General features: G+C 65.8%; 19 protein-coding genes. 12 read left to right on the top strand and 7 right to left on the bottom strand.

The annotated features are described in order from the left end of the window. The gene (locus QUW00_RS07225) at nt 1-1,332 is read right to left on the bottom strand and encodes an alpha-L-fucosidase (protein WP_289613711.1); all 1,332 of its coding nucleotides are present in this window, start codon (nt 1,330-1,332) and stop codon (nt 1-3) included. A 269-nt stretch (nt 1,333-1,601) separates the two neighbouring features. Between QUW00_RS07225 and QUW00_RS07220 the strand changes: the two genes are divergently transcribed. From QUW00_RS07220 to QUW00_RS07195, 6 genes are all read left to right on the top strand, one after another. Next, a complete protein-coding gene (locus QUW00_RS07220) occupies nt 1,602-3,305 on the top strand; it encodes an ABC transporter substrate-binding protein (RefSeq protein WP_289613710.1) in 1,704 nt (567 codons plus the stop codon). 117 nt (nt 3,306-3,422) lie between these two features. After that, nucleotides 3,423-4,343: an ABC transporter permease gene (locus QUW00_RS07215; protein WP_235422096.1), complete on the top strand. Its 921-nt coding sequence runs from the start codon at nt 3,423-3,425 to the stop codon at nt 4,341-4,343. Between the two features lie 9 nt (nt 4,344-4,352). Beyond that, nucleotides 4,353-5,246: an ABC transporter permease gene (locus QUW00_RS07210; RefSeq protein ID WP_289613709.1), complete on the top strand. Its 894-nt coding sequence runs from the start codon at nt 4,353-4,355 to the stop codon at nt 5,244-5,246. A gap of 12 nt (nt 5,247-5,258) precedes the next feature. Beyond that, entirely contained in the window at nt 5,259-6,248 is a 990-nt protein-coding gene (locus tag QUW00_RS07205) for an ABC transporter ATP-binding protein (protein WP_289613708.1), read from the top strand. 3 nt (nt 6,249-6,251) lie between these two features. Next, nucleotides 6,252-7,241, top strand: coding sequence for an ABC transporter ATP-binding protein (locus QUW00_RS07200; RefSeq protein ID WP_289613707.1), 990 nt, complete (start codon nt 6,252-6,254; stop codon nt 7,239-7,241). Nucleotides 7,242-7,432: 191 nt separating this feature from the next. Further along, nucleotides 7,433-8,380, top strand: a complete 948-nt coding sequence (locus tag QUW00_RS07195; protein ID WP_289613706.1) for an FHA domain-containing protein — start codon at nt 7,433-7,435, stop codon at nt 8,378-8,380. A gap of 80 nt (nt 8,381-8,460) precedes the next feature. Here the strand turns inward: QUW00_RS07195 and QUW00_RS07190 are convergent, their stop codons facing one another. After that, nucleotides 8,461-11,049: a WG repeat-containing protein gene (locus QUW00_RS07190; protein ID WP_289613705.1), complete on the bottom strand. Its 2,589-nt coding sequence runs from the start codon at nt 11,047-11,049 to the stop codon at nt 8,461-8,463. A 279-nt stretch (nt 11,050-11,328) separates the two neighbouring features. On the opposite strand from QUW00_RS07190, the gene QUW00_RS07185 reads away from it, so the two are divergent. From QUW00_RS07185 to QUW00_RS07170, 4 genes are all read left to right on the top strand, one after another. Continuing rightward, on the top strand, nt 11,329-12,333 hold the full coding sequence (locus QUW00_RS07185) for a zinc ribbon domain-containing protein (RefSeq protein WP_289613704.1): 1,005 nt from the start codon (nt 11,329-11,331) through the stop codon (nt 12,331-12,333). Between the two features lie 141 nt (nt 12,334-12,474). Beyond that, nucleotides 12,475-13,782: a branched-chain amino acid transport system II carrier protein gene (brnQ, locus tag QUW00_RS07180; RefSeq protein WP_289613703.1), complete on the top strand. Its 1,308-nt coding sequence runs from the start codon at nt 12,475-12,477 to the stop codon at nt 13,780-13,782. A 171-nt stretch (nt 13,783-13,953) separates the two neighbouring features. Continuing rightward, nucleotides 13,954-15,915: a BMP family ABC transporter substrate-binding protein gene (locus QUW00_RS07175; protein ID WP_289613702.1), complete on the top strand. Its 1,962-nt coding sequence runs from the start codon at nt 13,954-13,956 to the stop codon at nt 15,913-15,915. Then, entirely contained in the window at nt 15,912-16,553 is a 642-nt protein-coding gene (locus tag QUW00_RS07170; RefSeq protein ID WP_289613701.1) for a metallophosphoesterase family protein, read from the top strand. Before QUW00_RS07175 ends, QUW00_RS07170 begins: the two co-directional genes overlap by 4 nt. 4 nt (nt 16,554-16,557) lie before the next feature. Here the strand turns inward: QUW00_RS07170 and QUW00_RS07165 are convergent, their stop codons facing one another. After that, the gene (locus QUW00_RS07165; protein WP_289613700.1) at nt 16,558-17,343 is read right to left on the bottom strand and encodes a DeoR/GlpR family DNA-binding transcription regulator; all 786 of its coding nucleotides are present in this window, start codon (nt 17,341-17,343) and stop codon (nt 16,558-16,560) included. Between the two features lie 439 nt (nt 17,344-17,782). On the opposite strand from QUW00_RS07165, the gene QUW00_RS07160 reads away from it, so the two are divergent. Both QUW00_RS07160 and QUW00_RS07155 read left to right on the top strand, forming a co-directional pair. Then, nucleotides 17,783-18,967: a galactokinase gene (locus QUW00_RS07160; RefSeq protein WP_289613699.1), complete on the top strand. Its 1,185-nt coding sequence runs from the start codon at nt 17,783-17,785 to the stop codon at nt 18,965-18,967. Then, a complete protein-coding gene (locus tag QUW00_RS07155) occupies nt 18,958-20,625 on the top strand; it encodes a UDP-glucose--hexose-1-phosphate uridylyltransferase (RefSeq protein ID WP_289613698.1) in 1,668 nt (555 codons plus the stop codon). The genes QUW00_RS07160 and QUW00_RS07155 overlap by 10 nt, the downstream gene beginning before the upstream one ends. A gap of 220 nt (nt 20,626-20,845) precedes the next feature. Here QUW00_RS07155 and QUW00_RS07150 read toward each other — a convergent pair whose 3' ends face one another. The 4 genes from QUW00_RS07150 to QUW00_RS07135 form a co-directional block, all read right to left on the bottom strand. Continuing rightward, the gene (locus tag QUW00_RS07150) at nt 20,846-23,041 is read right to left on the bottom strand and encodes an alpha-galactosidase (protein ID WP_289613697.1); all 2,196 of its coding nucleotides are present in this window, start codon (nt 23,039-23,041) and stop codon (nt 20,846-20,848) included. A 169-nt stretch (nt 23,042-23,210) separates the two neighbouring features. Beyond that, nucleotides 23,211-24,056: a carbohydrate ABC transporter permease gene (locus tag QUW00_RS07145; RefSeq protein ID WP_289613696.1), complete on the bottom strand. Its 846-nt coding sequence runs from the start codon at nt 24,054-24,056 to the stop codon at nt 23,211-23,213. Further along, entirely contained in the window at nt 24,056-24,919 is an 864-nt protein-coding gene (locus QUW00_RS07140) for a carbohydrate ABC transporter permease (protein ID WP_289613695.1), read from the bottom strand. The genes QUW00_RS07145 and QUW00_RS07140 overlap by 1 nt, the downstream gene beginning before the upstream one ends. Nucleotides 24,920-24,931: 12 nt before the next feature. Beyond that, the gene (locus tag QUW00_RS07135; protein ID WP_289613694.1) at nt 24,932-26,215 is read right to left on the bottom strand and encodes an ABC transporter substrate-binding protein; all 1,284 of its coding nucleotides are present in this window, start codon (nt 26,213-26,215) and stop codon (nt 24,932-24,934) included. Nucleotides 26,216-26,232: the final 17 nt, after the last annotated feature.

The raw sequence follows: 26,232 nt of genomic DNA, 5'->3' as shown, positions 1-26,232 counted from the left end.
TCAGTCCTCCTTGATCGTCACGGCAAGCACGGTGTCCACGGGGTCGGGCAGCACGGGCGAAGGGCCAAGGTCGGCGAAGGCGACGTCGGGGTAGTCGCTGTGCACCCAGCTGGTCGAGAGGCGCACCTCGGTGCCGTCGCGCAAAAGGCGCATCTTGGCAATGCGGTCCTTGGGGATGCCGAGCAGCGGCACGGGGCCGAGGGCGTTTTCGTACAGGTGGTAGTAATAGGTGTTGCCGCAGCGGGTGATGCGGCCGTATTCGGGGCGCTCGACCTCGATGGGGCCGCCGGCGGCGCGCCCGCAGCCGTAGATGGACGCGCCGTTGCGCTCCATCCAGCGGCCGATCTCGTCGAGGATCGCGAGCGACTGGTCGGGGAAGCGGCCGGTCGCGTCGGGACCGACGTTCAAGATCATGTTGCCGCCCTTGGAAACGCACTCGACGAGCTTGTGGATGAGCAGCGGCGCGGGCTTGTAGTTGGTGTCGGTCGCGCAGTAGCCCCAGTTGTCGTTCATCGTGATGCAGGCTTCCCAGGCGAGCGGCTCGCCGTTGGCGTCAAACAGGCCGTGGGGCGGCAGGATGCGCTCGGGCGTCACGAAGTCGCCGTGATAGGGGGTCGGGTTGCCGGAGGCGAGCGAGCCGAAGCCCTCGCCGGAGCACTCGAGGCGGTTGTCGACGATCACGTCGGGCTGGAGCTCGCGGACCATATTCATGAGCTCGGTGGCGCGCCACGCCTCGCCGCGCAGGTCGTCGTAGGCGAAGTCGAACCACAGCAGATCGAGCTTGCCGTAGTTGGTGCAGATCTCGCGCACCTGCTCGTGCATGTAGTCGAGGTAGCGGTCGAACACGCGCTGCTCGTTGGAGCCGGCGACCGGATCGTTGCGCAGCGGGGCCTGACGGTCGCCGTACTGCGGGAAGTCGGGGTGGTGCCAGTCGATGATGGAGTAGTACAGGCCCACGCGGATGCCCTCGGCGCGGAAGGCGTCCAGAAACTCGGCGACGATGTCGCGGCCGAACGGCGTGTTGGTCGACTTGAAGTCGGTGGTGGCGGTGTCGTACAGGCAGAACCCGTCGTGATGCTTGGAGGTGAGCACCGCGTAGCGCATGCCGGCGCGCTTCGCGGCGCGCGCCCAGGCGCGGGCGTCGAAGGCATACGGGTCGAATTCGTCAAAGAACGGCAGGTACTGGTCCTCGGGCATCTCCTCGGTGCTGCGCACCCACTCGCCGCGTGCGGGAATGGCGTACAGACCGAAGTGGATGAACAGCCCGAAGCGGTCGTGCAGGTACCACTTCATGCGCTCGTTGTAGCGGGCGCGGTCAAATTGGTATGCCAACGTTTCCTCCACATCTGCTGTTGTGACCGTTGTGGCCGTATGCAGGAAATTCATTATTTCCGCGCCGTGAACGGTCGATTTCAGGTGCCTGAACGGTATGGCCGCTTTGGCGTCTATCGCGCTATCGCTCGATTAAGCGTTACTATGTTCTGGCGGGCACGTAGTATAGCCGTTTCGCTCCGCATCACTGCGGCGCGCTCGTGCTTTTGGTGCCAATACATCAAATGCGCCATTTCTTGAACAAGAGAGGTGCGGAAGGGGTGTCTGATATGGACAAACAGAGCAAGAACTGGACCGCCTCCAGCGTTACCCGTCGCGGGTTCGTTGGCGCGACCGCTGCTGCCGCTGCGACGGTTGCCGGCCTTGGTCTGGCTGGCTGCGGCGGCGGTGGCGAGACCACCGGTAGCGCGCCTGCCGGCTCCGGCGAGTCGAACGTCGAGACCATCACGGCCGACGCCGACGGCTTCGTCGTCAAGGCCACCAAGACCGACGGCAAGGCTCCCAAGAACGAGTGCATCCTGGCCTTCGAGGGCGAGTTCCAGGAGATGCACCCCATGGATTGGTCCGACGGCAACTCTGGCAACGTCGTGTACTACATCTATGACTCCCTGTACGATCTCGACGAGAACTACGAGTACAAGGCGCGTGCCGCCAAGGACTACAAGGTCTCCGAGGATGCCTGCACCTACACGTTCCACCTGAACGAGGGCATCACCTTCACCGACGGCGAGCCGCTGAACGCCGAGGCCGTCGTGGCCAACTACGAGGCCGCCATCAACCCCGAGAACAACTGGCGTCGTCGTCGTATGTTCATCGAGACCATCGACGAGAACACCGAGAACACGCGCGTCGATGCCTGCACGGCCGTCGATGAGTACACCGTCGAGTTCCACCTGCCGAACCCGTATGCGCCGTTCATGAACTCCATCACGCAGTTCTACCTGATCTCCCCGAAGGCGCTGGCCGACTCCAGCTGGGATTACTCCAAGAAGTCCGCGGGTTCCGGCCCGTACGTCCTCGAGGAGTACGCGCAGGGCGACCACGTCTCCATCGTCCGTAACGAGGATTACTGGGGCGAGGCTCCCTCCATCGACCGCATCGACTTCCGCGTCGTGCCCGAGGCCGGTTCCCGTATCGCCGCCCTGCAGACCGGTGAGGCCACGGCCATCTACCCGATGCCGACCGACCAGGTCGCCACGGTGCGCTCCGCCGGCGACATCAACATGATCTCGATCCCCTCGACGACCATGCGCTACGTCACGCTCAACACCAACTACGAGCCGCTGTCCGACGTCCGCGTGCGCCAGGCCCTGAACTATGCGTTCAACCAGGACGAGTACGTCAACGTCATGTACTCCGGCGCCGCCACGCCTGCGACCTCCTGCCTGCCCGAGCTCGTTCCCGGCTACAAGGCGCAGACGCCGTACGACACCGACATCGACAAGGCCAAGAGCCTGCTCGAGGAGGCCGGCTACGCCGACGGCTTCGAGGTCTCCATCATCTGCGACAACTCCACGCAGGAGACTAAGGGCGCCACGTTCGTCATGCAGCAGCTCGAGAAGATCGGCGTCACGGTGAACGTCCTGCCCAACGAGGCTGCCACCAACGCCGAGATCGCCGCTGAGCCCGAGGACACCACCGAGCTCCAGATGTGGTACGTCAACTGGTCGCAGTCCGACCCCGACGGCTTCCTGCGCTCGCTGCTCTCCAGCGCCATGGTGCCGCCGACCGGCTACAACACCGCCTTCTGGAAGAACGACGAGTTCGACTCCGAGCTCGAGGCCGGCAACGCCGCGCCCACCGAGGAGGAGCAGAACGAGCACTACGGCAAGTGCCAGGACATCGCTTGGGAAGAGTGCCCCTGGCTGTTCCTCGCCAGCGACAACACCCTCCTGTCCTACAAGGCTTACCTCAACGGCATCAAGTACGTGGCGCAGGGCATCGACGTCATCCACGCGACGCTGAACGTCTAGTAACTTGCACACGTCCTGAGTCCTACATCGAGGATGTTTGTCGGCTGCCAGCTTCCGCGCCGCGGGGGCTGGCAGCCCTCGTATCACCTCGGTTAAGACAGAAAGGGAGGGAGCTACATGGGGAAATACGCCGTTAAGCGCGTCTTGAGCATGATTCCGCTCTTGATTGTCATCTCCATCATCATCTTCATGTTCGTTCGCCTGATTCCGGGTGACCCGGCGCGCCAGATCGGCGGCCCCACCGCGACGATTGGCGAGATCGAGAACATCCGTCGCGAGCTCGGCCTCGACCAGCCGCTCGTGCCGCAGTACATCCAGTGGATCACCGGCATCTTCCAGGGCGACCTGGGTCACTCGTTCACCAACAACACGTCGGTGGCCGACCTGCTCGCCCCGCGTCTGCCGATTACGATCTACCTGACGATCTGCTCGATCACCTGGTCGGTCATCCTGGGCATCATCATCGGCGTCATCGCCTCCATCAACCGCGGTCGCGCCCTCGACCTGCTCGGCATGCTCATCGCCATCGCCGGCATCTCGCTGCCCAACTTCTGGCTCGGCCTGCAGCTCATGCAGATCTTCTCGGTCAACCTGGGCATCTTCCCGACCGGCGGCCTTGAGGACTGGCGCGGCTACGTCCTGCCCTCGGTTGCCATGGGCGCGGGCATCATGGCCATTCTCGCCCGCGTGACCCGTTCGTCCATGATCGAGAACCTGGGCAAGGACTACATCCGCACCGCGCGCGCCAAGGGCCTGCCCGAGCCGCGCGTCATCATGGTCCACGCCTTCAAGAACTCCTCGATCGACATCATCACCGTGACCGCCCTGCAGATCGGCGCCCTCATCGCCGGCTCCGTCGTGGTCGAGAGCGTGTTCTCGATTCCGGGCATGGGCCGTCTGTTGGTCGACTCCATCGGTTTCCGCGACTACGAGGTCGTGCAGGCGCTCATCCTGTTCTTCTCGTTTGAGTACATGGTGATCAACCTGCTTGCCGACATCCTCTACGCCGTCATCAACCCGCGCGTGAGATACGAATAGGAGGCGACCATGGCTGATACCAAGCAAACTGCTGCCGCCACCACGGCGGAGGAGCTGCCCCAGGCGCAAAACCCCACGGTGCAGTTCATCAAGAAGTTCCTGCGCCGCAAGACCGCGGTGCTCGGCTTCGCGTTCATCGTGTTCATCCTCATCATGGCGGTCATCGGCCCGTCGATCGTCCCGTATGATCCCAACGCCTATGACTACAGCGCCATCCTCGCCGGTCCGTCCGCGCGCCATATCTGGGGCACTGACGAGTTCGGCCGCGACGTCTTCTCGCGCATCCTCGCCGGCACCCAGCTGTCGCTCGGCACGGCGCTCACCGCGTCGATCCTCGGTACGGCCGGCGGCGTCGTCCTCGGCCTGATCGCGGGCTTCTTCGGCGGCATCATCGACTCGATCATCATGCGCATCTGCGACGTCATGTTCGCGTTCCCGTCGATTCTGCTCGCCATCGCCATCGTGGCCATCATCGGCCCGGGCATCACCAACATCATGATCGGCCTGGCCGTGTTCACGGTGCCCTCGTTCGCGCGCATCATCCGCGGCGCGGTGCTCGAGGTCCGCGGCGAGCTGTACGTCGAGGTCTCGCAGTCCATCGGCTGCACGCCGGCGCGCACGATGTTCGTGCACATCTTCCCCGGCACCATGCAGGCGCTCATCGTCAACTTCACGATGAACGTGGGCGGCGCCATCCTGTCGGCGTCCTCCCTGTCGTTCCTGGGCTTCGGCGCCAACGTCACCCAGGCCGAGTGGGGCGCCATCCTGTCGCAGGGCCGCAACTACCTGGCCATCGCTCCGCACCTCGTCCTGTTCCCCGGTCTGGTGATCTTCCTGACCGTGCTGGCCTTCAACCTGTTCGGCGACGGCCTGCGCGACACGCTCGATCCTAAGCTCAACTAGTCGGAGGTCCTCATGGCTGAAACCTTGCTTGAGGTCAAGGACCTCAGAACAGAATTCAAGCGCGGAAAGAAGGATTGGATCACCGCCGTCAACGGCGTGTCCTTCCACGTCGACGCGGGCGAGATCGTCGGTCTGGTGGGCGAGTCGGGCTGCGGCAAGTCCGTCACCTCGATGTCCATCATGCGTCTGCACAACAAGCTGTCCACGCGCATCACCGGTGACATCTCCTTCGGCGGCAAGCACATCCTCGAGCTTTCCGAGTCCGAGATGCAGTCCATCCGCGGCAACGAGATCTCGATGATCTTCCAGGAGCCCATGAGCGCCCTCGATCCCATCATGCGTATCGAGAACCAGCTCATCGAGGCCATTTCGCTGCACAACAAGGAGCTCTCCAAAGACGAGCTCCACCAGCGCTGCGTGGCCGCGCTCAAGCTCGTTGGCATCCCCGAGCCCGAGATGACGCTGCGCAACTACCCGCACGAGCTGTCCGGCGGCATGTGCCAGCGCGTCATGATCGCCATGGCCATGTCCTGCGAGCCCAAGCTGCTCATCGCCGACGAGCCCACGACGGCGCTCGACGTGACGATCCAGGCGCAGATCCTGGCGCTCATGGAGGACATCCGCAACAAGCGCAACACGGGCATCCTCATGATCACCCACGACCTGGGCGTCGTCGCCGAGACCTGCAGCCGCGTCATCGTCATGTACGCGGGCAACATCGTCGAGGAGGCCCCGGTCAAGGAGCTGTTCGCCAACCCGCAGCACCCCTATACCCAGGGCCTGATCGAGTCGGTGCCCAAGCTCGGCAGCCGCGTGCATCGCCTGCCGTCCATTCCGGGCTCCGTGCCTGACCTCGCGGCCATGCCCGCGGGCTGCCGTTTCGCGCCGCGCTGCAAGTACGCGCAGCCTTCGTGCAGCGAGGCGCTGCCGGAGCTCCACAAGGTGAGCGAGAACCACTACGCCGCCTGCCCGTTCCACACCAACGCACGAAAGGGGGCGTAAGCGATGGCTGCTACCGCAACTGAGCCCCTGCTGTCCGTCAGGAACCTGAGCAAGCGCTTCCCCGTGGGCAAGACGTTTTTCGGTAAGCCCAAGAAGTGGGTCCACGCCGTCAACAACGTCAGCTTCGACATCATGCCCGGCGAGACCTTCTCGCTCGTGGGCGAGTCGGGCTGCGGCAAGTCCACCACGAGCCGCCTGATCGACCGTCTGATCACGCCCGATTCCGGCGAGATCATCTTCGAGGGCAAGGACATCGCGAAGATCTCCACCAAGGAGATGCGCCCGCTGCGCTCCGAGATGCAGATGGTCTTCCAGGATCCGTACGGCTCGCTGAACCCGCGCATGAGGGTTCAGGACATCATCGCCGAGCCCCTGCTGGTCCACACGAACATGAGCCCCGGCGAGCGCCTGAAGCGCGTCCACGAGCTCCTCGAGGTCGTCGGCCTGCCCGCCACCCACGGCGAGCGCTACCCGCACGAGTTCTCCGGCGGCCAGCGCCAGCGTATCGGCATCGCCCGCGCGCTGTCGGTCAACCCCAAGCTCATCATGGCCGACGAGCCCGTCTCGGCGCTCGACGTGTCCATTCAGGCCCAGGTCTTGAACCTTCTGCGCGACGTGCAGGAGCGCTACAACCTGACGTACCTGTTCATCTCGCACGACCTCGCCGTCGTCGAGATGATCTCGGACCGCATCGGCGTCATGTACCTGGGCACCATGATGGAGGTCGCTCCCAACGAGGAGCTGTACTCCAACCCGCAGCATCCCTACACCCAGGCCCTGCTGTCGGCGGTGCCCGTGCCCGATCCCACGATCGAGAAGAAGCACGTCCTCATCGAGGGCGACCTGCCGAGCCCCACGAACATCCCGAGCGGCTGCCCGTTCCACACGCGCTGCCCGCATGCGACGGAGAAGTGCTCGGCGGAGGTGCCTCCCACCATGGAGGTCAAGCCCGGCCACTTCGTGAACTGCCACTATCCGGGACGCGAGCTGTAAGGCACCGTGTCGCTGCAACGCCAGGCGGGCGTGCGCTCTTTCGGGGCGCGCGCCCGCTTTTTCATGGCACGACGGGGCGGCCGGGTGCGCGCCGCATGTCGCGGACAGGGCGTCTGTGGCGCATGGGCAACGCTGTCGGCCGTATAATCGGATGGGAAATCCGCATGACGAGGAGAAACAGGGGGCGCGCCGTGGAGACCGCAACGCCGAGTTCGTATATGTTCGCCGACCTCAAGTGCTTTGCCGGGCTGAGCAACCGCGATGTGGCGCGCATTGTGCTCACCGACCGTCCCATCCTCGAGGGCGTCTCGCCGCGCGACCGCGCCGACGAGCGCACGTTTTTGTCGCGTGAGATCGTGCACGCCGATCCGGGGTATCTGCCCGCGACGTTCTTCGTGCCCTTCGACGTGTCGGCCCAGGCCGTATCGGGGCGCATGGTGGCCCGCTTGGGTACGGGCGCGCGCATACGGATCGAGGAGCACTACGCGCGCGAGACGGCCGGCGAGTTTTGCGCCGTGCTGCGCGCGTGGGGCATTAACGACACCCTGTACGCCAACGCGCTCGACCGCATCTCCTCGGTGCGCCTTGCGAGCGAGCAGAGCCGCTGCACGCTCTATGTGCTGCTGTTCATGGCGACCGCATGCCTGGGCGACCCGGTGCGCGCCGTGGAGCTTGCCGAGCGCTTCGCGATCGAGAAGCTCGGCAGCGGCTTTTCGACGCAGACGGTGGAGCTCGGGCTGGGGGAGCGCCCGATCGAGCAGGCCGACATGAGACTCGGGCTCGCCCGCGTGGTGGGCGGCAAGATGACGGGGGCGGTGCACCCGCTGTCGTGTAGCGCCGAGGGCACGGTGATCGGCTCGCTCGCCGCGGACGGCGATGCGATCGTGGATGTCGAGAACGACGTCTCGCGGCGCCATCTGTGCATTTGGCGCGAAGGAGGACATTGGTACGCCCAGGGGCTGGACTCGACCAACGGAACCGCCGTGGTGTCCGGCGACGACCGGGGCACGCGCGTCATCGAGCCGCCGCGGCGGCGCCGTGGCGCAGGATGGCGCCCTGAACCCTGCGAGATCCTGCCCGGCGACGTGCTCGTGCTCGGGGCGTCGACGCGCTTCCTCGTGCTCGAGCTGGCGGAGTAGCGGCGCGAAGCTTGGCTTGGGGGTGCGGTAAGGGGAATGCGCAGCTTGCTGCACCCCCTTTCGGTATCCCTCGTCGTCTGCTAGGCTTCGCTGTCCTTATAGACCAGTGCGGTCGCATCGAACGCGATGTCGGCAAACTGCGCCTTGACGACCCAGGTGCCCTCTGCGTCGACCAGGCCGCAGAGACTGGAGTCGGCATCGCAGGCCGGTGCGACGCCGTCGCGAAGCGATCCCAGGCGCGCAAACGTCGGCTCCGCGGTCCATTGCCCGTCGACTCCGATGAAGCCCCACAGGTTGGAATCGGCGTCCTCGGCGGGGGCGATCCCATCGCTGAAGGGGCCGATCTCGACAAAGCGGGGCTCGATGACCTCGCTGCCGCGATCGTCGACGTAGCCCCAGAGCTCCGTCGTGCCGTCCATGACCGCACCGAGCCCCTCGGTGAAGGCGTCAGCGCGGTTCCAAGTGCCGCTGAACGCCTCGTTGCCCGCGCGGTCGATAAAGCCCCATGACGACATCGTGCGCGCGACGGCGGCCACGCCGTCGGCCGTGTAGGGGCCCGCCTCGCTGAACTGCGGGTCGATTGCCCATTCGCCTGCGGTGTCGATGTATCCCCAGAGCTGCCCGTAGCGCACGCGGTCGTCGTCGGCAAGCGCCTCGGGCTGCTTGGCCGGCGCGAGGCCATCGAAGAAGTCGCCGGCGTCGGCAAACTGTTGGCTGATGACCCAGGTTCCGTTCGTATCGATATAGCCCCACAGCTGAGAGGTGCGTTCGCGAGCGGCGGCAAGGCCGTTGACGAACGTTCCGGCACCCGCAAGGGTGGGCTCGATCACCCATGCGCCCGTCCGGTCGATATAGCCGAGGTAGCCGTTCTCGGGATCGAAGGCGTAGGCGAGATCGGAGACGAACGGCCCGGGTTCCTTGTCGAAGGTCGGCTTGACGATCCAGGCGCCGTCCGTGTTGACGAAGCCCCACAGCTTGCTGTCGGCATCCTGGGCGGCGAACAGCGCGCCGCCGGTATCGGTTGCGACGACAGGCTCGACCGCCTGCTGCTCGCTGTCGTCCGTATCGGGCGCATCGGCGTCGTCGTGGGATTCAGACGTGCCGCTCATGCCCGAGAGGACCTGGGTGACACCCCAGCCGACGCCCGCGCACAGCAGGCCGGCGGCAAGGGCGACGCCGCAGCCGGTAAAGACGCGCCGCGACACCGGTCGTCCGCCGCCCGCGGCGACAGGCGCGTTCGAAACCGCGTGCTGGTGCCGGTCGGCACCGGTCGGTTGGGCGGCACCGCCGTAGACGGCCCCGGTACCCGGTTGCGGCGCCGGCGTCGTATACATCGACGCGGATGGAGGTGCTGCGGCCGGTGCAGGTGCGGGGCGACTCGGGACCGGCGCGTGCGTTGCGGCCGGTGCCGTCTGCCCGTCCTCGGCCGCCTCCCAGTGTGCGGCGCCCCGCGACGCCTCAGCGGCAAGCGCGAGGGCGCGCGCGGCGGCGACCGCGGCGTCGGGGGCCGCTCCGTCACCGACGACGACCGGCGCGGTGGTACTTTCGCTGCTTGCCCTTCCGTCGGACCGCGCCTGTTGTTCGAGCCATGCGGCGAGACGGTCTCGCAGCTCGGCGGCACCGATGCGGTCGGCCTGAGCGGGCCTGATGCCCGCCACGATGGCGTTCATGAGGCCGGCGTCGGCAACGCGGCGCAGGTCGGGAAGCTCGGGCGTGGCATCCTTCTTGACAAGGTAGGGCGAAATGCCCGTGCGCTGGGAGACGCGAAACGGCGTGTGGCCGGCGTAGAGCTCGAACAGCACGCTGCACAGGGCATAGATATCGATGGAGGGCGAGGCGCGCAGCTCGTCGAGGCCGGGGATGTCGTGCGTGAGCATCTCGGGCGCGGCATATTCGGGCGTGCCGTTGCGCCAGACGTCGGTGACCATGGTGAAGGTGCTTCCGCCGCCCGGATCCACCAGGCGCGAGCTGCCGAAATCGATGAGGCAGACGTCGAAGGCGCCGCTTTCCGCCTGCTGCTCGATGCTCAGCTCGCGGGTGCGCAGCATGATGTTGTTGGGCGAGATGTCGCGGTGCACGAGCCGTTGGTCGAGATGCTCGACGACGGACAGCACGTCGAGTACGGCGATGCCGAGCGCGGCGACCGTGCGCGCGGGAACGCGGGGTCCGTGCGGGCCCTGCTCGGTTTCGAGCGCGTGGCGCACGGATCTGAGCGTCTTGCCCTCGACCCATTCCATGAGGATGGCGGGCGAGCCATCGATCGTGCCGTATCCGTACAGGCCGGGGAAGCCCTTGAGGTGGGATAGGACGAGCTGGTTGCGGTACTCCTCGCGAAACGCGGCGATGCGTCCCGCGGTGATGCGCTCGTTGTCCCAGGTTCCTCCGGCGGTCACGTTGCGCAGACGCTTCAGGGCAAACTGCTCGCCGCGCACGTTGCGCGCGCGGCACACGTATCCCATCGCTCCGCTGGCGCGCTCGCCGTCTTCGGGCACGAGCAGGGTCATGAAACGACGCCGCGTCTGGCTCTCGCTGCCCGTCTGAACGGGAAACGCGGTGTCGAACGTGTCGAAGGTGACGACGGTGCAGGGGGTATCGTCCGCAGGGGGCGTGCTCTGCGCCGCGTCGTCCGACGTCGCGGGGATGTTTTCGATGTCGCGATCGCTCAGCATGCCGTCCTCCGTTGCTTCGTGCGCTGCGCGGCGCCGATGTCTTGCTATGCATGATAGACGCCGTGCTCCCCGCGGTGTTGCGCAAGGTGCGAAAAGCCGGCCGTCGGCCGCCGACGCGTGCCTTCATATTCGCACCGCGCGCGCCGATGTCCGAGTTGTGCAACATGGCTGCACTCGGGTGCGAGTATGATTGAGCTGCGCCCGTTCCCCTCGGGCGGTATCGATTCGAGAGGGGCGCGGCGGGTGTTTCCGCTGCGTTCGCTAGAGGAAGGCTCGAATATGAATTGCCCCCACTGCGGTGCCGCGCTCGCCGATAACGCCAAGTTCTGCACGACGTGCGGCGCTTCGCTCGCCCCGGCACCCGTCGACCGCACCGTCGCTCAACCGCCCGTTCAGGCTCCGCATGACCAGGCAGCTGCCGCTTCGTACGGCTACGCGCAGTCCGCGCCGGTCCAGCCCCAGCCTCAGCCCGCTGCCGACGGCTTCGGGACCGATACCCGCGCTCGTGCGAATGCGGATCTGAAGCAGGCCAAGCAGGCGTACAAGGACGCGCGTCGCGCCGCCGGCAAATCCGCGGCGCCCAAGGTCATCGCCGCCGTGCTCGTGGCCGCCGTGCTCGTGGGCGGTACGGCGGGCGGCGTGTGGTACCTCATGAACCAGCAGATCCAAGAGCTCAACACCCGCATCGACGAGCTCAGCGAAGAGGCCGAGAAGCAGCAGGACGAGGCGTCCCAGGCCGATAGCGAGACCGAGCGCGAGGGCGTCACCGTGGGAACCGACGAGGACGCCGAGCGCAATGCCGCCGCGGTCGCCGATGCCGCAGCGGATGAGGAGCCCGATCTCTCGCGTCCCCAGACGTTTGTGGGAACCTGGACGGGCGAGCTGAGCAAGACGGAGGCGACGTACGGTTCCGCCAATTGCTATGCCGCCGCCGACCAGCCCATCGAGCTCACCTTGAAAAGCGTGAACGACACGACGGGCCAGATGAAGTTCGACGTCAAGCTCGTCTATCACGGCCATGACGGGCTTGATTCCGACGCCGATACCGTCGAAGGCGATCAGGTGCTCACCTTCAACGACGTCACGGCGACGTGGGACATGGAGGAGGACACGTTCGGGGTCCGCCTTGACATCGAGGGCGCCTATGAGGAGTCCTGCATAAACCTTACGGGCCGCATGGAGGACTATTCCTATGGCGCGCGCATCGAGATCGATGCGGAGAGCGTCTTCGAGAACACGTGGAACGATCAGTTCACCGATCACTACACGCTCAAGAAGTCCTAGGTCCGCTGACGCGTCGACCCCTTGCGTGCGGGCGGCGCTTGGCGCATAGTGCATATGCTGCAACATCAAGCGGGTCCGCCCTCCGCCGGGGGCGGACCCGCGTTGTCCCGGGGCACGGGACGGCTCTTCGTAAGGAGCGATATGGCTAAGCAGGCTTTGAATCCGCGACAGATGCTGCTCGTGGGCATCACGCTGTTCTCGATGTTCTTCGGGGCGGGCAACCTGATCATTCCACCGCTGCTGGGCCTGCAGGCCGGTACGAGCACCGTGCCGGCAGCCGCGGGCTTTCTGGTCGCCGGTATCGGCCTTCCCGTGCTGGGCATCATCGCGGTCGCGCTCGCCGGAACGGTGCGCGAGCTCGCCGGCCGCGTGCACCCGCTGTTCGCCACGATCTTCGTCGCTGCGGTGTATCTGGCGATCGGCCCCTGTCTTGCCATCCCGCGCACCTCGTCGACGGCTTTTGAGATGCTCGCTCCGCTGATTCCGGCGGGCATTTCGCTCGAGACGGCGCGCCTCGCCTTCTCCGTGGCGTTCTTCGCGCTTGCGTACCTGCTCGCCATGCATCCTGGGCGCCTTACGCGCCTGCTAGGACGCGTGACGGGCCCTGCGCTTATCGCCCTCATCGTCGTCGTGACCGGCGCCGCGCTTGTCACGGGTGCGCCCCAGCCGCCTTCTCCCCAGGCGCCCTACGACGGCGTGGCGGCGGTGCAGGGATTCCTGACGGGCTACCAGACCATGGACCTGCTCGCCTCCCTCACGTTCGGCATCGTCATCGCCACGAACATCCGCGAGATGGGCGTATCCGAACCCGGTCCGCTCGCGCGCGCCATCTCGGGCGCGGGCGTCATCGCGGGCGTGCTCATGGTGCTCATCTACTGCGGTCTGACGTACGTGGGCGTGAGCGCGACGCAGATCGCCGCCGGTGCCACCAATGGCGCCGCCGTGCTGACGGCATCGGCGACGGCGCATTTCGGTGCGGTGGGCACGATCGTGGTGGCCGCCATCTTCCTGCTGGCGTGCCTGAACGTCTGCATCGGCCTCATCAGCTGCTGCGGCACGTATTTCTCGCAGGAGATCCCGGCGCTGCCGTACCGCTGGTGCGCGCTCGCCTTCGCCGTCTTCTCGTGCGTCGTCTCGAACTTCGGCCTCGATGCGATCCTTGCGTTCTCCGTTCCGCTGCTGGGGGCGCTGTATCCGGTGGCGATCGTGCTCGTCGTCATGGGGATGCTCCACAGCGCCTGCGATCGCGCGCGTCAGGTTTGGCCCTGGACGGTCGGGGTCACCGCGGTCGTGAGCGTGGTGTGCGCCCTGCGCGACGCCTTCGCTCCGGCCGCCGCGCTTCCCCTCGACGCCCTGCCGCTGGCTGACATGGGCCTGGGCTGGATTGTGCCCGCGCTCGTCGCCGCGCTCGTCGGCGTGCTCCACGCGCGCCTTGCGCGCCGCGCATAGGGTCACGGGAAATAACCCACAAGGATAGGTTTTCGCAGGGTTTCCCTATCATTTTGATATGAGATGCGCAGGAGTTCTGTCGGCCTGCCCGCGCCCGCGCCGCGCATGCGCCGAGGGACGGATAATGGGGCAAAACGTGTGCGCGCTCGGCGCGCGGCGAGAGGAAGCCCCATGATCGAAGACTACCGCAAGGCGAGAAAGCTCGGCCAGCGCCAGGTTCAGCGCGATGTGGCGTCCGGCCGCTATCCGTATCCCGTCGCGCTCAGCGACATCCTCAAGGACCGCGGTTATCAGGGCGAGGTGCCCTTGGGGGTTCGCGAGATCGACTTGGCCCTGATCGCCGGCACGCGCACGCAGGGTCGCCAGAACTCCTTCTCGCGCGACTTCATGCCGCTGCTCGAAGAGGATTCCGAGTTTGCCGCCAAGTGGAGCGCGCTGATCGATTCGCAGCGCGCCGAGGGCATCCGCGAGCCGATTATCGTGTACGAGTACCTTCAGCGCTTCTACGTGCAGGAGGGCAACAAGCGCGTCTCCGTCTCGCGGTTCGTGGGCGCGCCGACCATCACCGCGTCCGTCACGCGCGTGCTGCCCATGCCCGCCGATTCGAAGGAATGGCGCATTTACCAGGAATTCCTGCGCTTCTACCGCGTCGCCCCCATCTACGGCATCGATATGGCGCAGGAGGGCTCCTACGAGCGCCTCGCGCTGCTGGCGGGGCACGATCTGGAAACGCCCTGGCCCGACGATGATGTCCGGACGCTCGACTCCGCGTTCGCGAGCTTCTCTGTCGCCTTTGCCGCACGCAACGGCGAGGCGCTCGACCTGACCGCCGGCGAGGCGTTCCTCATCTACGTGAGGCTGTACGGCTACGAGCTGGCGGTATGCGGCTCTCCCGCCGAGATCGCCGACCGGCTTGCCCGCATCTGGGGTGAGCTGCGGGTGGCGGCGAGCGCGGAACCCATCGCCTATCTCGAGCATCCGTCCGAGCCGGAACGCGGCTCGATCCTGTCCGACCTCAAGGGGCTGTACAAAAAGACCCGTCCCGCCAAGCCGCTGCGCATCGCGTTCATCTACGAGCGCAGCCCCGAGACATCGGGCTGGGCGGTCGCGCACGAGCAGGGGAGGCACCAGCTGGAGCGGGCGTTCGGCGGCATGGTGGAGACGACGGCGTTTTTCGACTGCAAAGACGATGCCGCCTTCGATGCCGCCGTCAAGGCCGCGGCGGCGGCAGGTGACGCGCTCGTGGTGACCAACGTGCCCACGCAGATGCCCCAAGCGCTGCGTGCCGCTGTCGCCTATCCGCAGCTCAAGGTACTCAACTGCTCGGTGAGCCTCTCGCATAGCGCCGTGCGCACGTTTGCGACCAAGACCTACGAGGTCAAGTTTCTGTTGGGCGTGCTCGCGGCGAGCCTGTCGGACAACCATCGCGTGGGCTACGTCGCCGACTCTCCCGTATATGGCACGGTGGCGGGCATCAACGCGTTTGCCGTGGGTGTCCAGACCATCGATCCCCATGCGACCGTCTACCTGAAGTGGTACTCCGCCAAGGACTACGACTGGCGTCGCGAGCTCGCCGAGACCGACGTCCACATCGTCTGCGCACGCGACGTGCCCAGTCCCCAGCGACCCGACGAGGACTGGGGGCTGTACATGGTGGAGCATGACGGCACCCATGTGCACCTCGCGGAGCCGGTGTGGGGGTGGGGTCGCTACTACGAGCGCATCATCCGCTCCATCCGGGACGACTCGTGGCGCCGCGAGGGCGATGAGCTGCGGGACAAGGCCCTCAACTACTGGTGGGGCCTGTCGTCGGGCGTCATGGACGTGCACGTGGCCGACGTCGTCCCGGCGCGCCAGCGCAGCCTGGTCGAGATCTTCAAGCAGAGCATGCTCGGCGGGCATACCCATCCGTTCGCCGATGAGCTCGTCAGCCAGACGGGTCTCGTGCAGCCGCGCGGGTCGCAGCGGCTGTCGAGCGACGAGATCGCCCGCATGGCCTGGCTCAACCAAAACATCGTCGGCCGCCTGCCCGAGGAGCGCGAGCTGACCGAGCGCGCGCTCGACGAGGTCTCGGTCAGCGGTGTCATCCCGATCGACCCGATCGCGGCGGCGCGCCGCGGGACCGTGCGATGAAGATCCTTGCGATCTCCGACGTCGAGGAGTCGTGGCTCACGGACCGCTACGACCGTGCGCGCCTGGAGGGCGTGGAGCTCATCATATCCTGCGGCGACCTGCCGGCGACCTATCTCGAGCACGTGGTGACCCTGGCCAACGTGCCGCTGCTCTACGTGTGGGGCAACCACGATGCCGACTACGAGCGGCGCCCGCCCCAGGGATGCATCTCGATCGAGGGGCAGCTGTGCGATTTCCACGGCATCCGCATCATGGGGGTCGGGGGATCGATGAGGTACAACGACCGCGTCTTCGGCTTCACCGAGAAGCAGATGCGCGCGCGTACCGGCAAGCTGGCGCTGCTCGCCCGCGCCACGGGCGGGGTGGACATCATGGTCACGCACGCGCCGATGCGCGGCTATGGCGACCTGGACGACCTGCCGCATCGGGGTTTTGCGTGCTTCGACTACTACGTGGACAAGCTGCGCCCCGCCTACCTGCTTCACGGGCACGTGCACTTAAACTACGGCCGCGTCGCGCGAACGCTCATCCATCCGTGCGGGACGGTCGTGATAAACGCATGCGGCGGCTACATCTTCGACGTTCCCGATGAGCGCATCCGCGACCGCGAGCCGTTCTTGGTGCCGACGGTCGGCTAGGGCATCAGGCCTCGATGATGTCGACCTGCTGCTCGATTTCGGCTCGGTGGGCGGGGTCGATCTCGCCGCTGCAGATCAGGGCGCATAGGTCGATCAGGCGGAAGAACGCGTAGAAGTCGCGGCGGCCGATCTTGCTGGCGTCGGCGATGGCGTAGCGCCGATGGGCCTTGTCGAGCACCAGGCGCTGCAGGCGTCCCTCGTCGATATCGGCGGTGAACAGCGAGCCGGTCGCCACGCCGTTGGTGCCGATGAAGGCCTTGTCGATGCCGAGCGGGGCGACGGCGTCCTCGGCCATGCCGCCGACGAAGCAGCCGGTCTGCCGGCGATAGAGGCCGCCGACAAGGTAGAGCTCCACGTTGGCGTCGTGCTCGAGTCGCTTGAAGATGGACAGGCTGTTGGTGACGATGCGCAGCGGGACGGCGGGCAGGCAGTCGGCCATCTGCTCGGCCGTGGTGCCGGCGCCCAGGAAGATGGTGTCGTGCGCATCGATCAGGCGCACGGCGCGCTGGGCGATGCGGCGTTTCTCCTCCATGTGCAGATGGCGCTTCTCGGCGTGGCTGTACTCGCGCGGAACGGGGATGCCGTCGGCGCCGAACGTGTCGGCGAGCGTGCGGGGGAGGCGCGCGCCGCCGTAGACGCGCTCGACCATCTTGCGTTCGGAGAGCTCCTCAAGGTCGCGACGGATGGTCATCTCGGATACGCCGAGCGCCGATGCGATCGATCCCACCGACTCGGTGCCCTCTTGGGCGAGACGCCGGACGATCTGTTCCTGTCGCTGTGCCTTGAGCATGTTCGATCACCTCGTACATATTTGAACATGATTGAACATAGTCGGTCAATATGAGGATGAACGGTCGGTTTCGCGCTGCAAGCGGCTCCGCTTCACGCCGTGCTCACGTTCAATCAGATGGGGGGGTGGCAAAATGTTCGAATCTCGGTGCGCTGAATCTGGATGACATTTCTATAAATGCAGGTAGATTGATAAGTCTACCGTTTTGGCAAACGCCAGATGTTCATCTGCGCCAATCGCTATAAAGAGCGGGAAAACCATGCGGGTCTGCGGGTTGGCGCTATGCTACAGTCGAGGAGACGATATAACAAAACCTCACATTTCCGCACAATGGGAAACACGAGGTGGGTCGCGTGGGCGGGGGCATGCGTCTGCGCGGCATCGCGAGGACGCGGAGAGCCCGCTTGCGGCCCTTCGCCCGCAGGAAGGGAGTCCAGCCATGAGCACGCCCGATCCCAAGCTTCTCGACCGTTTCGCCGAGCAATTCGGCGCAGGACGCGAGCTGGCGTACGTACACGCTCCGGCTCGGAGCGAGATCGCCGGCAACCACACCGACCATGAGGGCGGCCATGTGGTCGCGGGCGCCCTCGACGTCGCGATCGAGGGTGTCGCCGCGCTTAACGGCACGACGAGCGTCCGCGTCGCGAGCGAGGGGTACGAGCCCTTCGAGATCGACCTGTCCGACGTGTCTCCGCGCCCCGAGGAGCAGGTGAGCACCGCCGGCCTCGTGCGCGGCATGGCTGCCGAGCTCGCGGCGACCGGACGCGAGGTTGCCGGTTTCGATCTCGTCATGAAAAGCGACATCCCCGGCGGCAGCGGTCTTTCGTCGTCCGCCGCGCTCGAGCTCGCCGTGGGCCGCGTGATGGAGACGCTGTGGCCCGGCGACCCCGTGACCCCGACCGCCATGGCCCAGTCCGCTCAGCGCGCCGAGAACATCTACTTCGGCAAGCCCTGCGGCCTTATGGATCAGCTGTCCGAGGCGCTCGGCGGTATCGCGCACATCGATTTCTCCGATCCGGCGCACCCGGTCTCCGAGAAGCTCGACTTCGATTTTGCCGACAAGGGCTATGCGCTGTGCCTGGCCTACATGGGCACCGACCACAGCGTGAGCACGGCCGACTACGCCGCCGTGCCCGGCGAGATGCAGGCGGTGGCTGCCGAGTTTGGCGAGACCCGCCTGTGCGACGTGCCGGTCGAGGCGTTTGACGAGCGCGTGGTCGATCTGCGCGCCAAGCTGGGCGACCGCCCCGTGCTGCGCGCGCTGCACTACTACATCGAGAACCGCCTGGTCATCGACCGCTGGAACGCCCTTTGTGCCGGCGATATCGACACCTTCCTCGACCTCACCCGCCGCTCCGGCGCGAGCTCGGGCATGTACCTGCAAAACGTTTCGTGCGGCGGCAACGACCAGCCCGCGATGGTCGCCCTCGCGCTCGCCGAGCACCTGCTGGGCGATGCCGGCGCCGTCCGCATCCACGGCGGCGGGTTCGGCGGGTCCATCCAGGCCTTCGTGCCGCTCGACATGGTCGACCGCTTCGTGTCCGGCATGGATGCATGGCTGGGCGAGGGCAACTGCCGCACCTATCGCATCGCGTCCGAGGGGGCGTATGCGGCATGGCTGTAGAGACGACCTACGACGCGACGGCGCTCGCCGCCGACATCGAGCAGCTCGTCCGCTACGCCGTGCGCTGCGGCCTGCTGCACCCCTGCGATGCGGTGTGGGCGCACAACGCGGTGCTCGAGGCGATCGGCGCCAAGGGTCCGGCCGCACCCGATGCGCAGGTCTACCTTGCCGCCGCGTACGCGACGTCGCCCACGTCCCATCTGGATGTCGACAGTCCCGTCGCCGCCGCTCCCGGTGACGCCGACTTTGACCTGGAGGGCGTAATCGGACGGATCGCGGCGGCCGGTGTCGCCAACGGATGCGAGCAGGATACGCCATCGGGGGCCGATCGCATCGCCACGCGCGTCATGAACATCCTGATGCCCCGTCCCTCCGAGGTGGAGCGTACCTTTGCGAGCCTGTACCGCGCGTACGGCGCGACGGCGGCGACCGACTGGTTCTACCGGATGAGCTGCGACAGCCGCTACGTGCGCAAGGCCGCCATCGCCCGGAACATCGCCTGGACGTCTCCCACCGAGTGGGGCGAGCTCGAGATCACCATCAACCTCTCCAAGCCCGAAAAGGACCCCAAGGCCATCGCGGCGGCCGGTGCCGCCAAGGCAACGGGCGACGTCTATCCCGCCTGCCAGCTCTGCATGGAAAACGAGGGTTATCCGGGCCGCGGTGTCGACGACGCCCACGGTGACCATCCGGCCCGCCAGAACCTGCGCATCCTGCCCATCACGCTGGGAGGCGAGCACTGGGGCCTGCAGTACAGCCCGTATGCGTACTTCAACGAGCACTGCATCGCCATGAGCGCCGAGCATCGCCTCATGCACGTCGACCGCGAGAACATGGCGCGCCTGCTCGACTTCGTCGACCTGTTCGGCCACTACTTCGTGGGGTCCAACGCCGATCTGCCGATCGTGGGCGGGTCGATTCTGTCGCACGACCACTTCCAGGGCGGGCGGCACGTCTTCCCCATGATGAAGGCGCCTGCGGCGAGCGCGTTTGCGATCCCGGGCTACGACCGCGTTGCCTGCGAGGTCGTGCGCTGGCCCATGAGCGTGCTGCGCCTGACGAGCGCCGACCGTGAGCAGCTGCTCGACGCGGCGGCGCACGTGCTCGACGTGTGGCGCGGCTACTCGGACGCCGCCGTCGGCGTCGTTGCCGAGACGTCCGAGGACGGTCAGACGGTGCGCCACAACACCATCACGCCGGTGGCCTGCAAGGTCGACGGTTCCTACGTGCTCTACCTGGCGCTGCGCTGCAACATCACGACCGACGAGCATCCGCTGGGCGTGTTCCACCCGCACGCGCAGTGGCACCACATCAAGAAGGAGAACATCGGTCTCATCGAGGTCATGGGCCTGGCCATCCTGCCGCCCCGCCTGGTGGACGAGCTGGCCGCCGTGCGCGAGCATCTGCTGGCCCACGCAGGCGCCGCTGACGATGCGGCGCTTGCCGCCGAGCTCGAGGCCGACCCGTTGACGGCGTCGCACGCCGCATGGGCCCTCGAGCTCGCCGAGGCGCATCCCGACATCACCGCCGATACCGCCGATCAGGTCATCCGTGACGGCGTGAGCGATGTCTTCGGGCACGTGCTCGCCGACGCCGGCGTGTTCAAGTGGGACGAAGCCGGCCGCGCGGCGCAGGAGCGCTTCATCGACGCGCTCTGATCGATTCGCATATCCCTCTCTCCATCGCGCTCCGTGTTCGATGCCCCGACACGGAGCGCTTTGTTGCGACAGAAGGGGGCCGGGTTCAAACGTGTCGCGACACGTTTGAACCCGGCCCCAACTTGTGCCCACGGGTTTGTCTCAGATAGAGGTCGCTTCGTGAGACAAACCCGGGGGCACAATGTGGCGTCCCGCCCTTCGGGGCGCGCGCCATGTCGGTCTATTCGTCCACGCGCTCGAAGTGGTAGCTGCGGGCCATGTAGAGCGCCGAGCCGACGGGCAGGGGCAGGCCCATGTCCATAAGCGCGGCTGCGGGGTACACGACGCCGGAGTTGACCTCGCGGTAGCGCGCGGTGCGGTCCAGGCCGCGGGGCACGACGTACTTGGCCTCGCCGTAGCCCTCGGCGCGCGCGACCACGACGTTCACGACGGCCTCCGAGCCGTCTTCGGCGGCGAACTCCCACGCGTACAGGTCTGCGGTCGCAGGATCGCTCAGACGGTAATACAGACCCTCGCGCACGATGCGCTCCATGCCGCGGTAGCGCTCGATCTGCTCGCGGATGAGCTCGCAGGCGCGCTCGGGCAGCTCGAGCAGGTCGAGCTCATAGCCGAAGCCGCCGCCCGCCATGGCGATAAGGCCGCGCGCCGACAGCGACACGGTGCGGCCGTTGACCTCGTTGGGGCAGGCCGAGACGTGCGCTCCCATGGTGGAGCACGGATAGCCGAACGACGTGCCGTACTGGATGGTCATGCGGTCGTGCCCGTCGGTGTTGTCGCTCGTCCAGATCTGGGGCGTGTAGTGCAGCATGCCGGCGTCAAAGCGTCCGCCGCCGGCAGCGCAGCCCTCGATGAGCAGGTTGGGGTAGCGCTGGACCAGGCGCTCGAGCACGTCGTACAGGCCAAGGTAGTAATCGTAGACGACGCGGCCCTGATCGGCGGTCGCATGCGAGTAGATGTCGACGAGGCTGCGGTTGAAGTCCCACTTGAGGTACTCGATGTTGCCCTGGTCGAGCACGCGACAGATCTGCTCGAACACGTTGTCGCGCACCTCGGCGCGGGAGAAATCGAGCACGAGCTGGTCGCGCCCGAGCGCGGGCTGCTTGCCCGGCACGGCAAGCGCCCAGTCGGGATGCTCGCGGAAGAGCCGGGAGTCCTCGTTGACCATCTCGGGCTCTACCCAGATGCCAAACTTGATGCCCAGGGCGTTGATGCGCTCGATGAGCTTGCCCAGCGTGCCGCCGAGCTTCTCCTCGTTGACGGTCCAGTCGCCGAGCGAACGGTAGTCGTCCTTGCGCTCGGCAAACCAGCCGTCGTCCATGACGAGCATGTCCATGCCGAGCTCGGCGGCCTTGGAGGCGAGGCGCACCAGCTCGTCGCCGGTGAAGTCGAAGTAGTGCGCCTCCCAGCTGTTGACCAGAATCGGGCGCGGGCGATCGCGCCAGGCGCCGCGGCACACGTGCGTGCGGATGCAGCGATGCAGGTTGTGCGAGATGCGCTCAAGACCGCGATCCGAGTAGGTCATGATGACCTCGGGTGCCACGATCTGCTCGCCGGGCGCGAGCGGGTAGGAGAACAGCTCGTCGGACAGGCCCATCTGCATGCGGACCTGCTGGTATTGGGTCTGCTCGACCTCGGCCTTGAAGTTGCCGCTGTACACGAACGACAGGGACCAGGCGCGGCCCGCCGTCTCCGTCGCGTCGCGGTCGCACACGATCATGAACGGGTTGTACTGGTGCGAGGACTGGCCGCGGCGGCTGCCGACGCTAAACGACCCCGGACGCACCTCGTGGCGGTCGAGCTTGCGCTCCATGCAGTGCTGGCCGTTGAAGGTCATGACGTCGAAGTCGCCGTGGACGAAATCGAGGCAGGCGGTCTGCAGCTTCTCGACGACCACGCGCTGTGCTCCCGTGTTGCGCACGATCGCCGCGCGCGTGATGATGTCGAGCTCGGGCAGCACGCCGTACAGCAGCTCGACCTCGACGCCGCAGCGCGCATCGGCGAGCGTCACCGACAGGGTCTGCGCCCCGTCGGCGGTGGCGTCGGCGTAGACGGCGGGCAAGCCGGGCAGGTCGTACTTGCCTGCGCGGATCTCGTGGCGCGCATAGCGCAGGTCGCATCCGAACGCGCCCTCGCCGTCGCGCATGACGAACACGGGGCTGCGCAGGTCGCCGTTGCCCTGGAAGGGAAACTCCTGGGGCAGGACGTCCAGCGAGTACGTGCGCGTCTTGGCCTCGTGCGGGCTCGCGCAGCATCCGCTGCGGTCGGCATAGGTGAGCAGGTAATCCATCGTGCCGTCGGCGCGGGCGCCGAAGTACAGGTGCAGCAGGTAGCCGAATCGGTCCGCCTGCATCTGATAGGTCGTGTTGCGCGTGTGCAGCGTGAAGGTGCGGGTGGTTTCGTCGAAGAGAATGGGCATCGTTCTCGCTCGATTCCTTCTGGTTGGGTTCGGGATCGCGCGACATCGGAGCCGCGCGGCTGGTATTTTACGGCACTTGGGTCCCGCGAACGGGACCCAAGGCGAAGGGGTTATAAGCTACATTTGCTATGCATATGTCGCATTATGTGCAGGTCATGTCGCATAAGCGCTATTTGACCGCACCGTTGGTAACGCCGCCGATAATCTGCTTCTGCGCGATGATGTAGAAGATGATCATCGGGAGCATGGCGAGCAGGTAGGAGGCGAACGCCAGGTTGTAGTTGGTGGAGAACGCGGTCTGGAAGTTCATCTGCGCGAGCGGCAGGGTGTTCACGCCCTGGCCTCCCATGATGACGAGCGGCGTCATGACGTCGTTCCACACGGCCAGGCCGGTGATGACGGCGACGGTGGCGTGCATGGGCTTCATGAGCGGGAAGATGACCTTCCAATAGGTGCTCCAGGTGGAGGCGCCGTCCATGCGCGCGGCCTCCTCGAGCGCGATGGGGATGTTACGCAGGTAGCCGGTGTAGAGCATCATGTTCATGGGCATGTAGAACACGATGTAGAGGAGCATGACGCCGACCATGTTGTCCAGGTGCATCACGGCGGTCTGCTTGACGAGCGGCATCATCAGGATCGCGAAGGGCACGTACATGCCGGCGATGATGAAGTAGTAGGACGCCTTGAAGACGCGGCTGTGGTCCATGTTGCGGCCGATCGCATAGGCGGCGAGGCTGTGGACCAGGATGGACGCCACGACAGCCACGACGGTGATGATCAGCGAGTTCATGAACGAATGGAAGAAGTCGGTGACCTGGATGGCCTGGATGAAGTTGTCGAGGCTCCAGGAGCTCGGCAGCGACAGGATGCCGGCGATGTCGTTCGTCATCTCGGAGGGGTCCTTGAAGGCGATGACGACCGCCATGTACAGCGGGAAGATGATGGTGATGAGGCCGATGATGAGCAGGATGGTGACGGGCCAGTTCACCCGCTCTTTAACTTTGTCTTTAGCCATTAGAGCTGCTCCTCCTTACTGTTCAAGAACTTGGTCTGCAGGATGGAGACCACGGCGATGAGGATGAAGAAGATCACCGCGTTGGCGCACTGGTAGCCAAACTGGCCGCCGGACAGGCCGTTGTTGTAGATGAGGTAGGAGATCGACTCGGTGGACTGGGCAGGGCCGCCGGAGGTCATCGAGACGATCTGGTCGAAGACCATCAGCATGTCCTTCATCACGAGCACCATGTTGGTGGTGACGCTCGGCATGATGAGCGGGAACGTGATGTAGCGGAACTTGTCCCAGCCGGTGGCGCCGTCGAGCGCGCCGGCCTCGTAGACGTCCTCGGGCACCGATGACAGGCCGGTGATGTAGATGATCGTGGTCTGCGCGCAGGCCTGCCACACGACGACGATCACGATGGCCACCCAGGCCCACTCGGTGCTGGCGAGGATGGACTCGCCGCCGGTGATGGCCGGTACGATGTAGGTGAAGAAGTAGCTGAACACGTAACCGACGACCAGGGCGCCCAGGATGCGGGGCACGAAGTAGACGCCGCGCAGCGCGCTTTTGAACTTGATCTTGCTCGAAAGGCCGATGGCCAGCATGAGCGAGATGACGTTCGTGGCGAGCGTGGCGACGATGGCCACCTTGAACGTGAACAGGTAGGAGTTCAGGATACGGGTATCGCTGAACATATCGATGTAGTTCTGGATGCCGACGATGTTGAAGGCGCCGTAGCCCTTGGAGTCGGTGAAGCTGTACAAAAAGCCCGTGATGAGCGGGAACGTATTGAATGCGCAGAAAAGCACCAGGACCGGGATCAGAATCGCCATGAAGGTCTTCCTGCGGTTCGACCCGATTGCGGCCGTACTTGCCATAGCGCGTCCTCCTTACTGCTGGCTCTCGTATTCCTGTACCTTGCGGATGACGTTGCGGTTGTAGCGCTGCCAGTCGGTGTCCCACTTCTCCAGGAAGGCGTCGATGTCGCCGTTGAGCAGCATCGTCTGAAGCTGGGCGTCGCAGGCCATGGAGGACTGGTAGGAATGGTCGAGGTAGTCGAGGACCTGACCGGCGTCCAAAAACGTCTTGATGTCGTCGAACAGCGGGTCGAGCTCATAGTCGCCCTCGGAGCAGGGCAGCGCGCGCTGGTCGTCGATGTAGGTCTGCACGTTTTCCTGCTCGTTCAGGAAGGAGAGGACCTCGTAGACGGCGTCCTTGTGCTCGCAGGTCTCGGCCACGCACCACTGCAGGTCGACGCCGGAGACGACGATGCGGTCGTCGGGGTTGTCGGCCGAGGGCATGGCGAACATGCCGATGTTCATGTCGGGGTTCACCGACAGAATCTGCGGCACGGCGAACGAGCCGCAGGGGTACATGGCCGCCTGGCCGCGCGCGAAGGCGGTGCAGGCGTCGTTGTAGCTGTAGGCGAACGGGCCGTCCTCGGCGTAGTCGAGCAACTGCAGCATGCGCTCGGCGGGCTTGCGGTAGAAGTCGGCGAATTTCGCCGTGCCGGCGTTCACCTGGCGGCAGTGGTCGGCGGGCACCATGTTGATGGTGATGGAGTTCCACGGCGACAGGATGGTCCAGGTATCGAGGTAGCCCAGGTAGATGGGCAGGACCTCGCCCTCGGCCTTGATCTCGTCGAAGAGATCGATCATCTCGTCCCAGGTCTCGGGGATGGTCCAGCCCTTCTCCTCGAACATATCCTTGTTGTAGAGCATGCCGGCGGCGTTGGCCACATACGGCACGCCGTAGATGCCATCCATGGGGATGTAGGTCACGCTCTTCAGGATGTCCTTGTAGGCGTCCTGCACGTTGGCCATGCCCTCGTAGTCGGACACGTCGGCAAGGATGCTCGAGTCCACGAAGCTGGCGTAGTCGGCGTCGCCGCCGATGCCGATGACGTCGGGGTAGTTCTCGCGCACGAAGCGCGTCTTCATGATGGTCACGGCGTCAGCGGGGCTCGTGATGTTGAGGTAGATGTCGTCGTGGGTGGCGTTGAACTCCTCCATGAGGTGCTCGAAGATGCTCACGGCCTCCTGCTTGTAGCTGACGATCTCCACCTCGATCTTGCCGTCGGCGCGCTCGGAGGCGCAGCCGGAGAACAGCAGCGTTGCCGCTCCCGCAGCGCCGAGCCCCAGAAGCGAGCGGCGTGAAATAGGCTTGTTCAGCATATCGGGTGCCTTCCTTT

Source organism: Collinsella tanakaei (assembly GCF_030373545.1).
Classification (GTDB): domain Bacteria; phylum Actinomycetota; class Coriobacteriia; order Coriobacteriales; family Coriobacteriaceae; genus Collinsella; species Collinsella tanakaei_C.
Note: the sequence above shows the minus strand (reverse complement) of the source record. Positions and strands in the feature narration are given on the sequence as shown.

Bases quoted from the DNA above. Each gene is read 5' to 3' on its own strand.
- QUW00_RS07220 (WP_289613710.1), top strand. From the start codon at position 1,602: ATGGACAAACAGAGCAAGAACTGGACCGCCTCCAGCGTTACCCGTCGC.
- QUW00_RS07215 (WP_235422096.1), top strand. From the start codon at position 3,423: ATGGGGAAATACGCCGTTAAGCGCGTCTTGAGCATGATTCCGCTCTTG.
- QUW00_RS07210 (WP_289613709.1), top strand. From the start codon at position 4,353: ATGGCTGATACCAAGCAAACTGCTGCCGCCACCACGGCGGAGGAGCTG.
- QUW00_RS07205 (WP_289613708.1), top strand. From the start codon at position 5,259: ATGGCTGAAACCTTGCTTGAGGTCAAGGACCTCAGAACAGAATTCAAG.
- QUW00_RS07200 (WP_289613707.1), top strand. From the start codon at position 6,252: ATGGCTGCTACCGCAACTGAGCCCCTGCTGTCCGTCAGGAACCTGAGC.
- QUW00_RS07190 (WP_289613705.1), bottom strand. From the start codon at position 11,049: ATGCTGAGCGATCGCGACATCGAAAACATCCCCGCGACGTCGGACGAC.
- QUW00_RS07185 (WP_289613704.1), top strand. From the start codon at position 11,329: ATGAATTGCCCCCACTGCGGTGCCGCGCTCGCCGATAACGCCAAGTTC.
- brnQ (WP_289613703.1), top strand. From the start codon at position 12,475: ATGGCTAAGCAGGCTTTGAATCCGCGACAGATGCTGCTCGTGGGCATC.
- QUW00_RS07175 (WP_289613702.1), top strand. From the start codon at position 13,954: ATGATCGAAGACTACCGCAAGGCGAGAAAGCTCGGCCAGCGCCAGGTT.
- QUW00_RS07170 (WP_289613701.1), top strand. From the start codon at position 15,912: ATGAAGATCCTTGCGATCTCCGACGTCGAGGAGTCGTGGCTCACGGAC.
- QUW00_RS07165 (WP_289613700.1), bottom strand. From the start codon at position 17,343: ATGCTCAAGGCACAGCGACAGGAACAGATCGTCCGGCGTCTCGCCCAA.
- QUW00_RS07160 (WP_289613699.1), top strand. From the start codon at position 17,783: ATGAGCACGCCCGATCCCAAGCTTCTCGACCGTTTCGCCGAGCAATTC.
- QUW00_RS07155 (WP_289613698.1), top strand. From the start codon at position 18,958: ATGGCTGTAGAGACGACCTACGACGCGACGGCGCTCGCCGCCGACATC.
- QUW00_RS07150 (WP_289613697.1), bottom strand. From the start codon at position 23,041: ATGCCCATTCTCTTCGACGAAACCACCCGCACCTTCACGCTGCACACG.
- QUW00_RS07145 (WP_289613696.1), bottom strand. From the start codon at position 24,056: ATGGCTAAAGACAAAGTTAAAGAGCGGGTGAACTGGCCCGTCACCATC.
- QUW00_RS07140 (WP_289613695.1), bottom strand. From the start codon at position 24,919: ATGGCAAGTACGGCCGCAATCGGGTCGAACCGCAGGAAGACCTTCATG.
- QUW00_RS07135 (WP_289613694.1), bottom strand. From the start codon at position 26,215: ATGCTGAACAAGCCTATTTCACGCCGCTCGCTTCTGGGGCTCGGCGCT.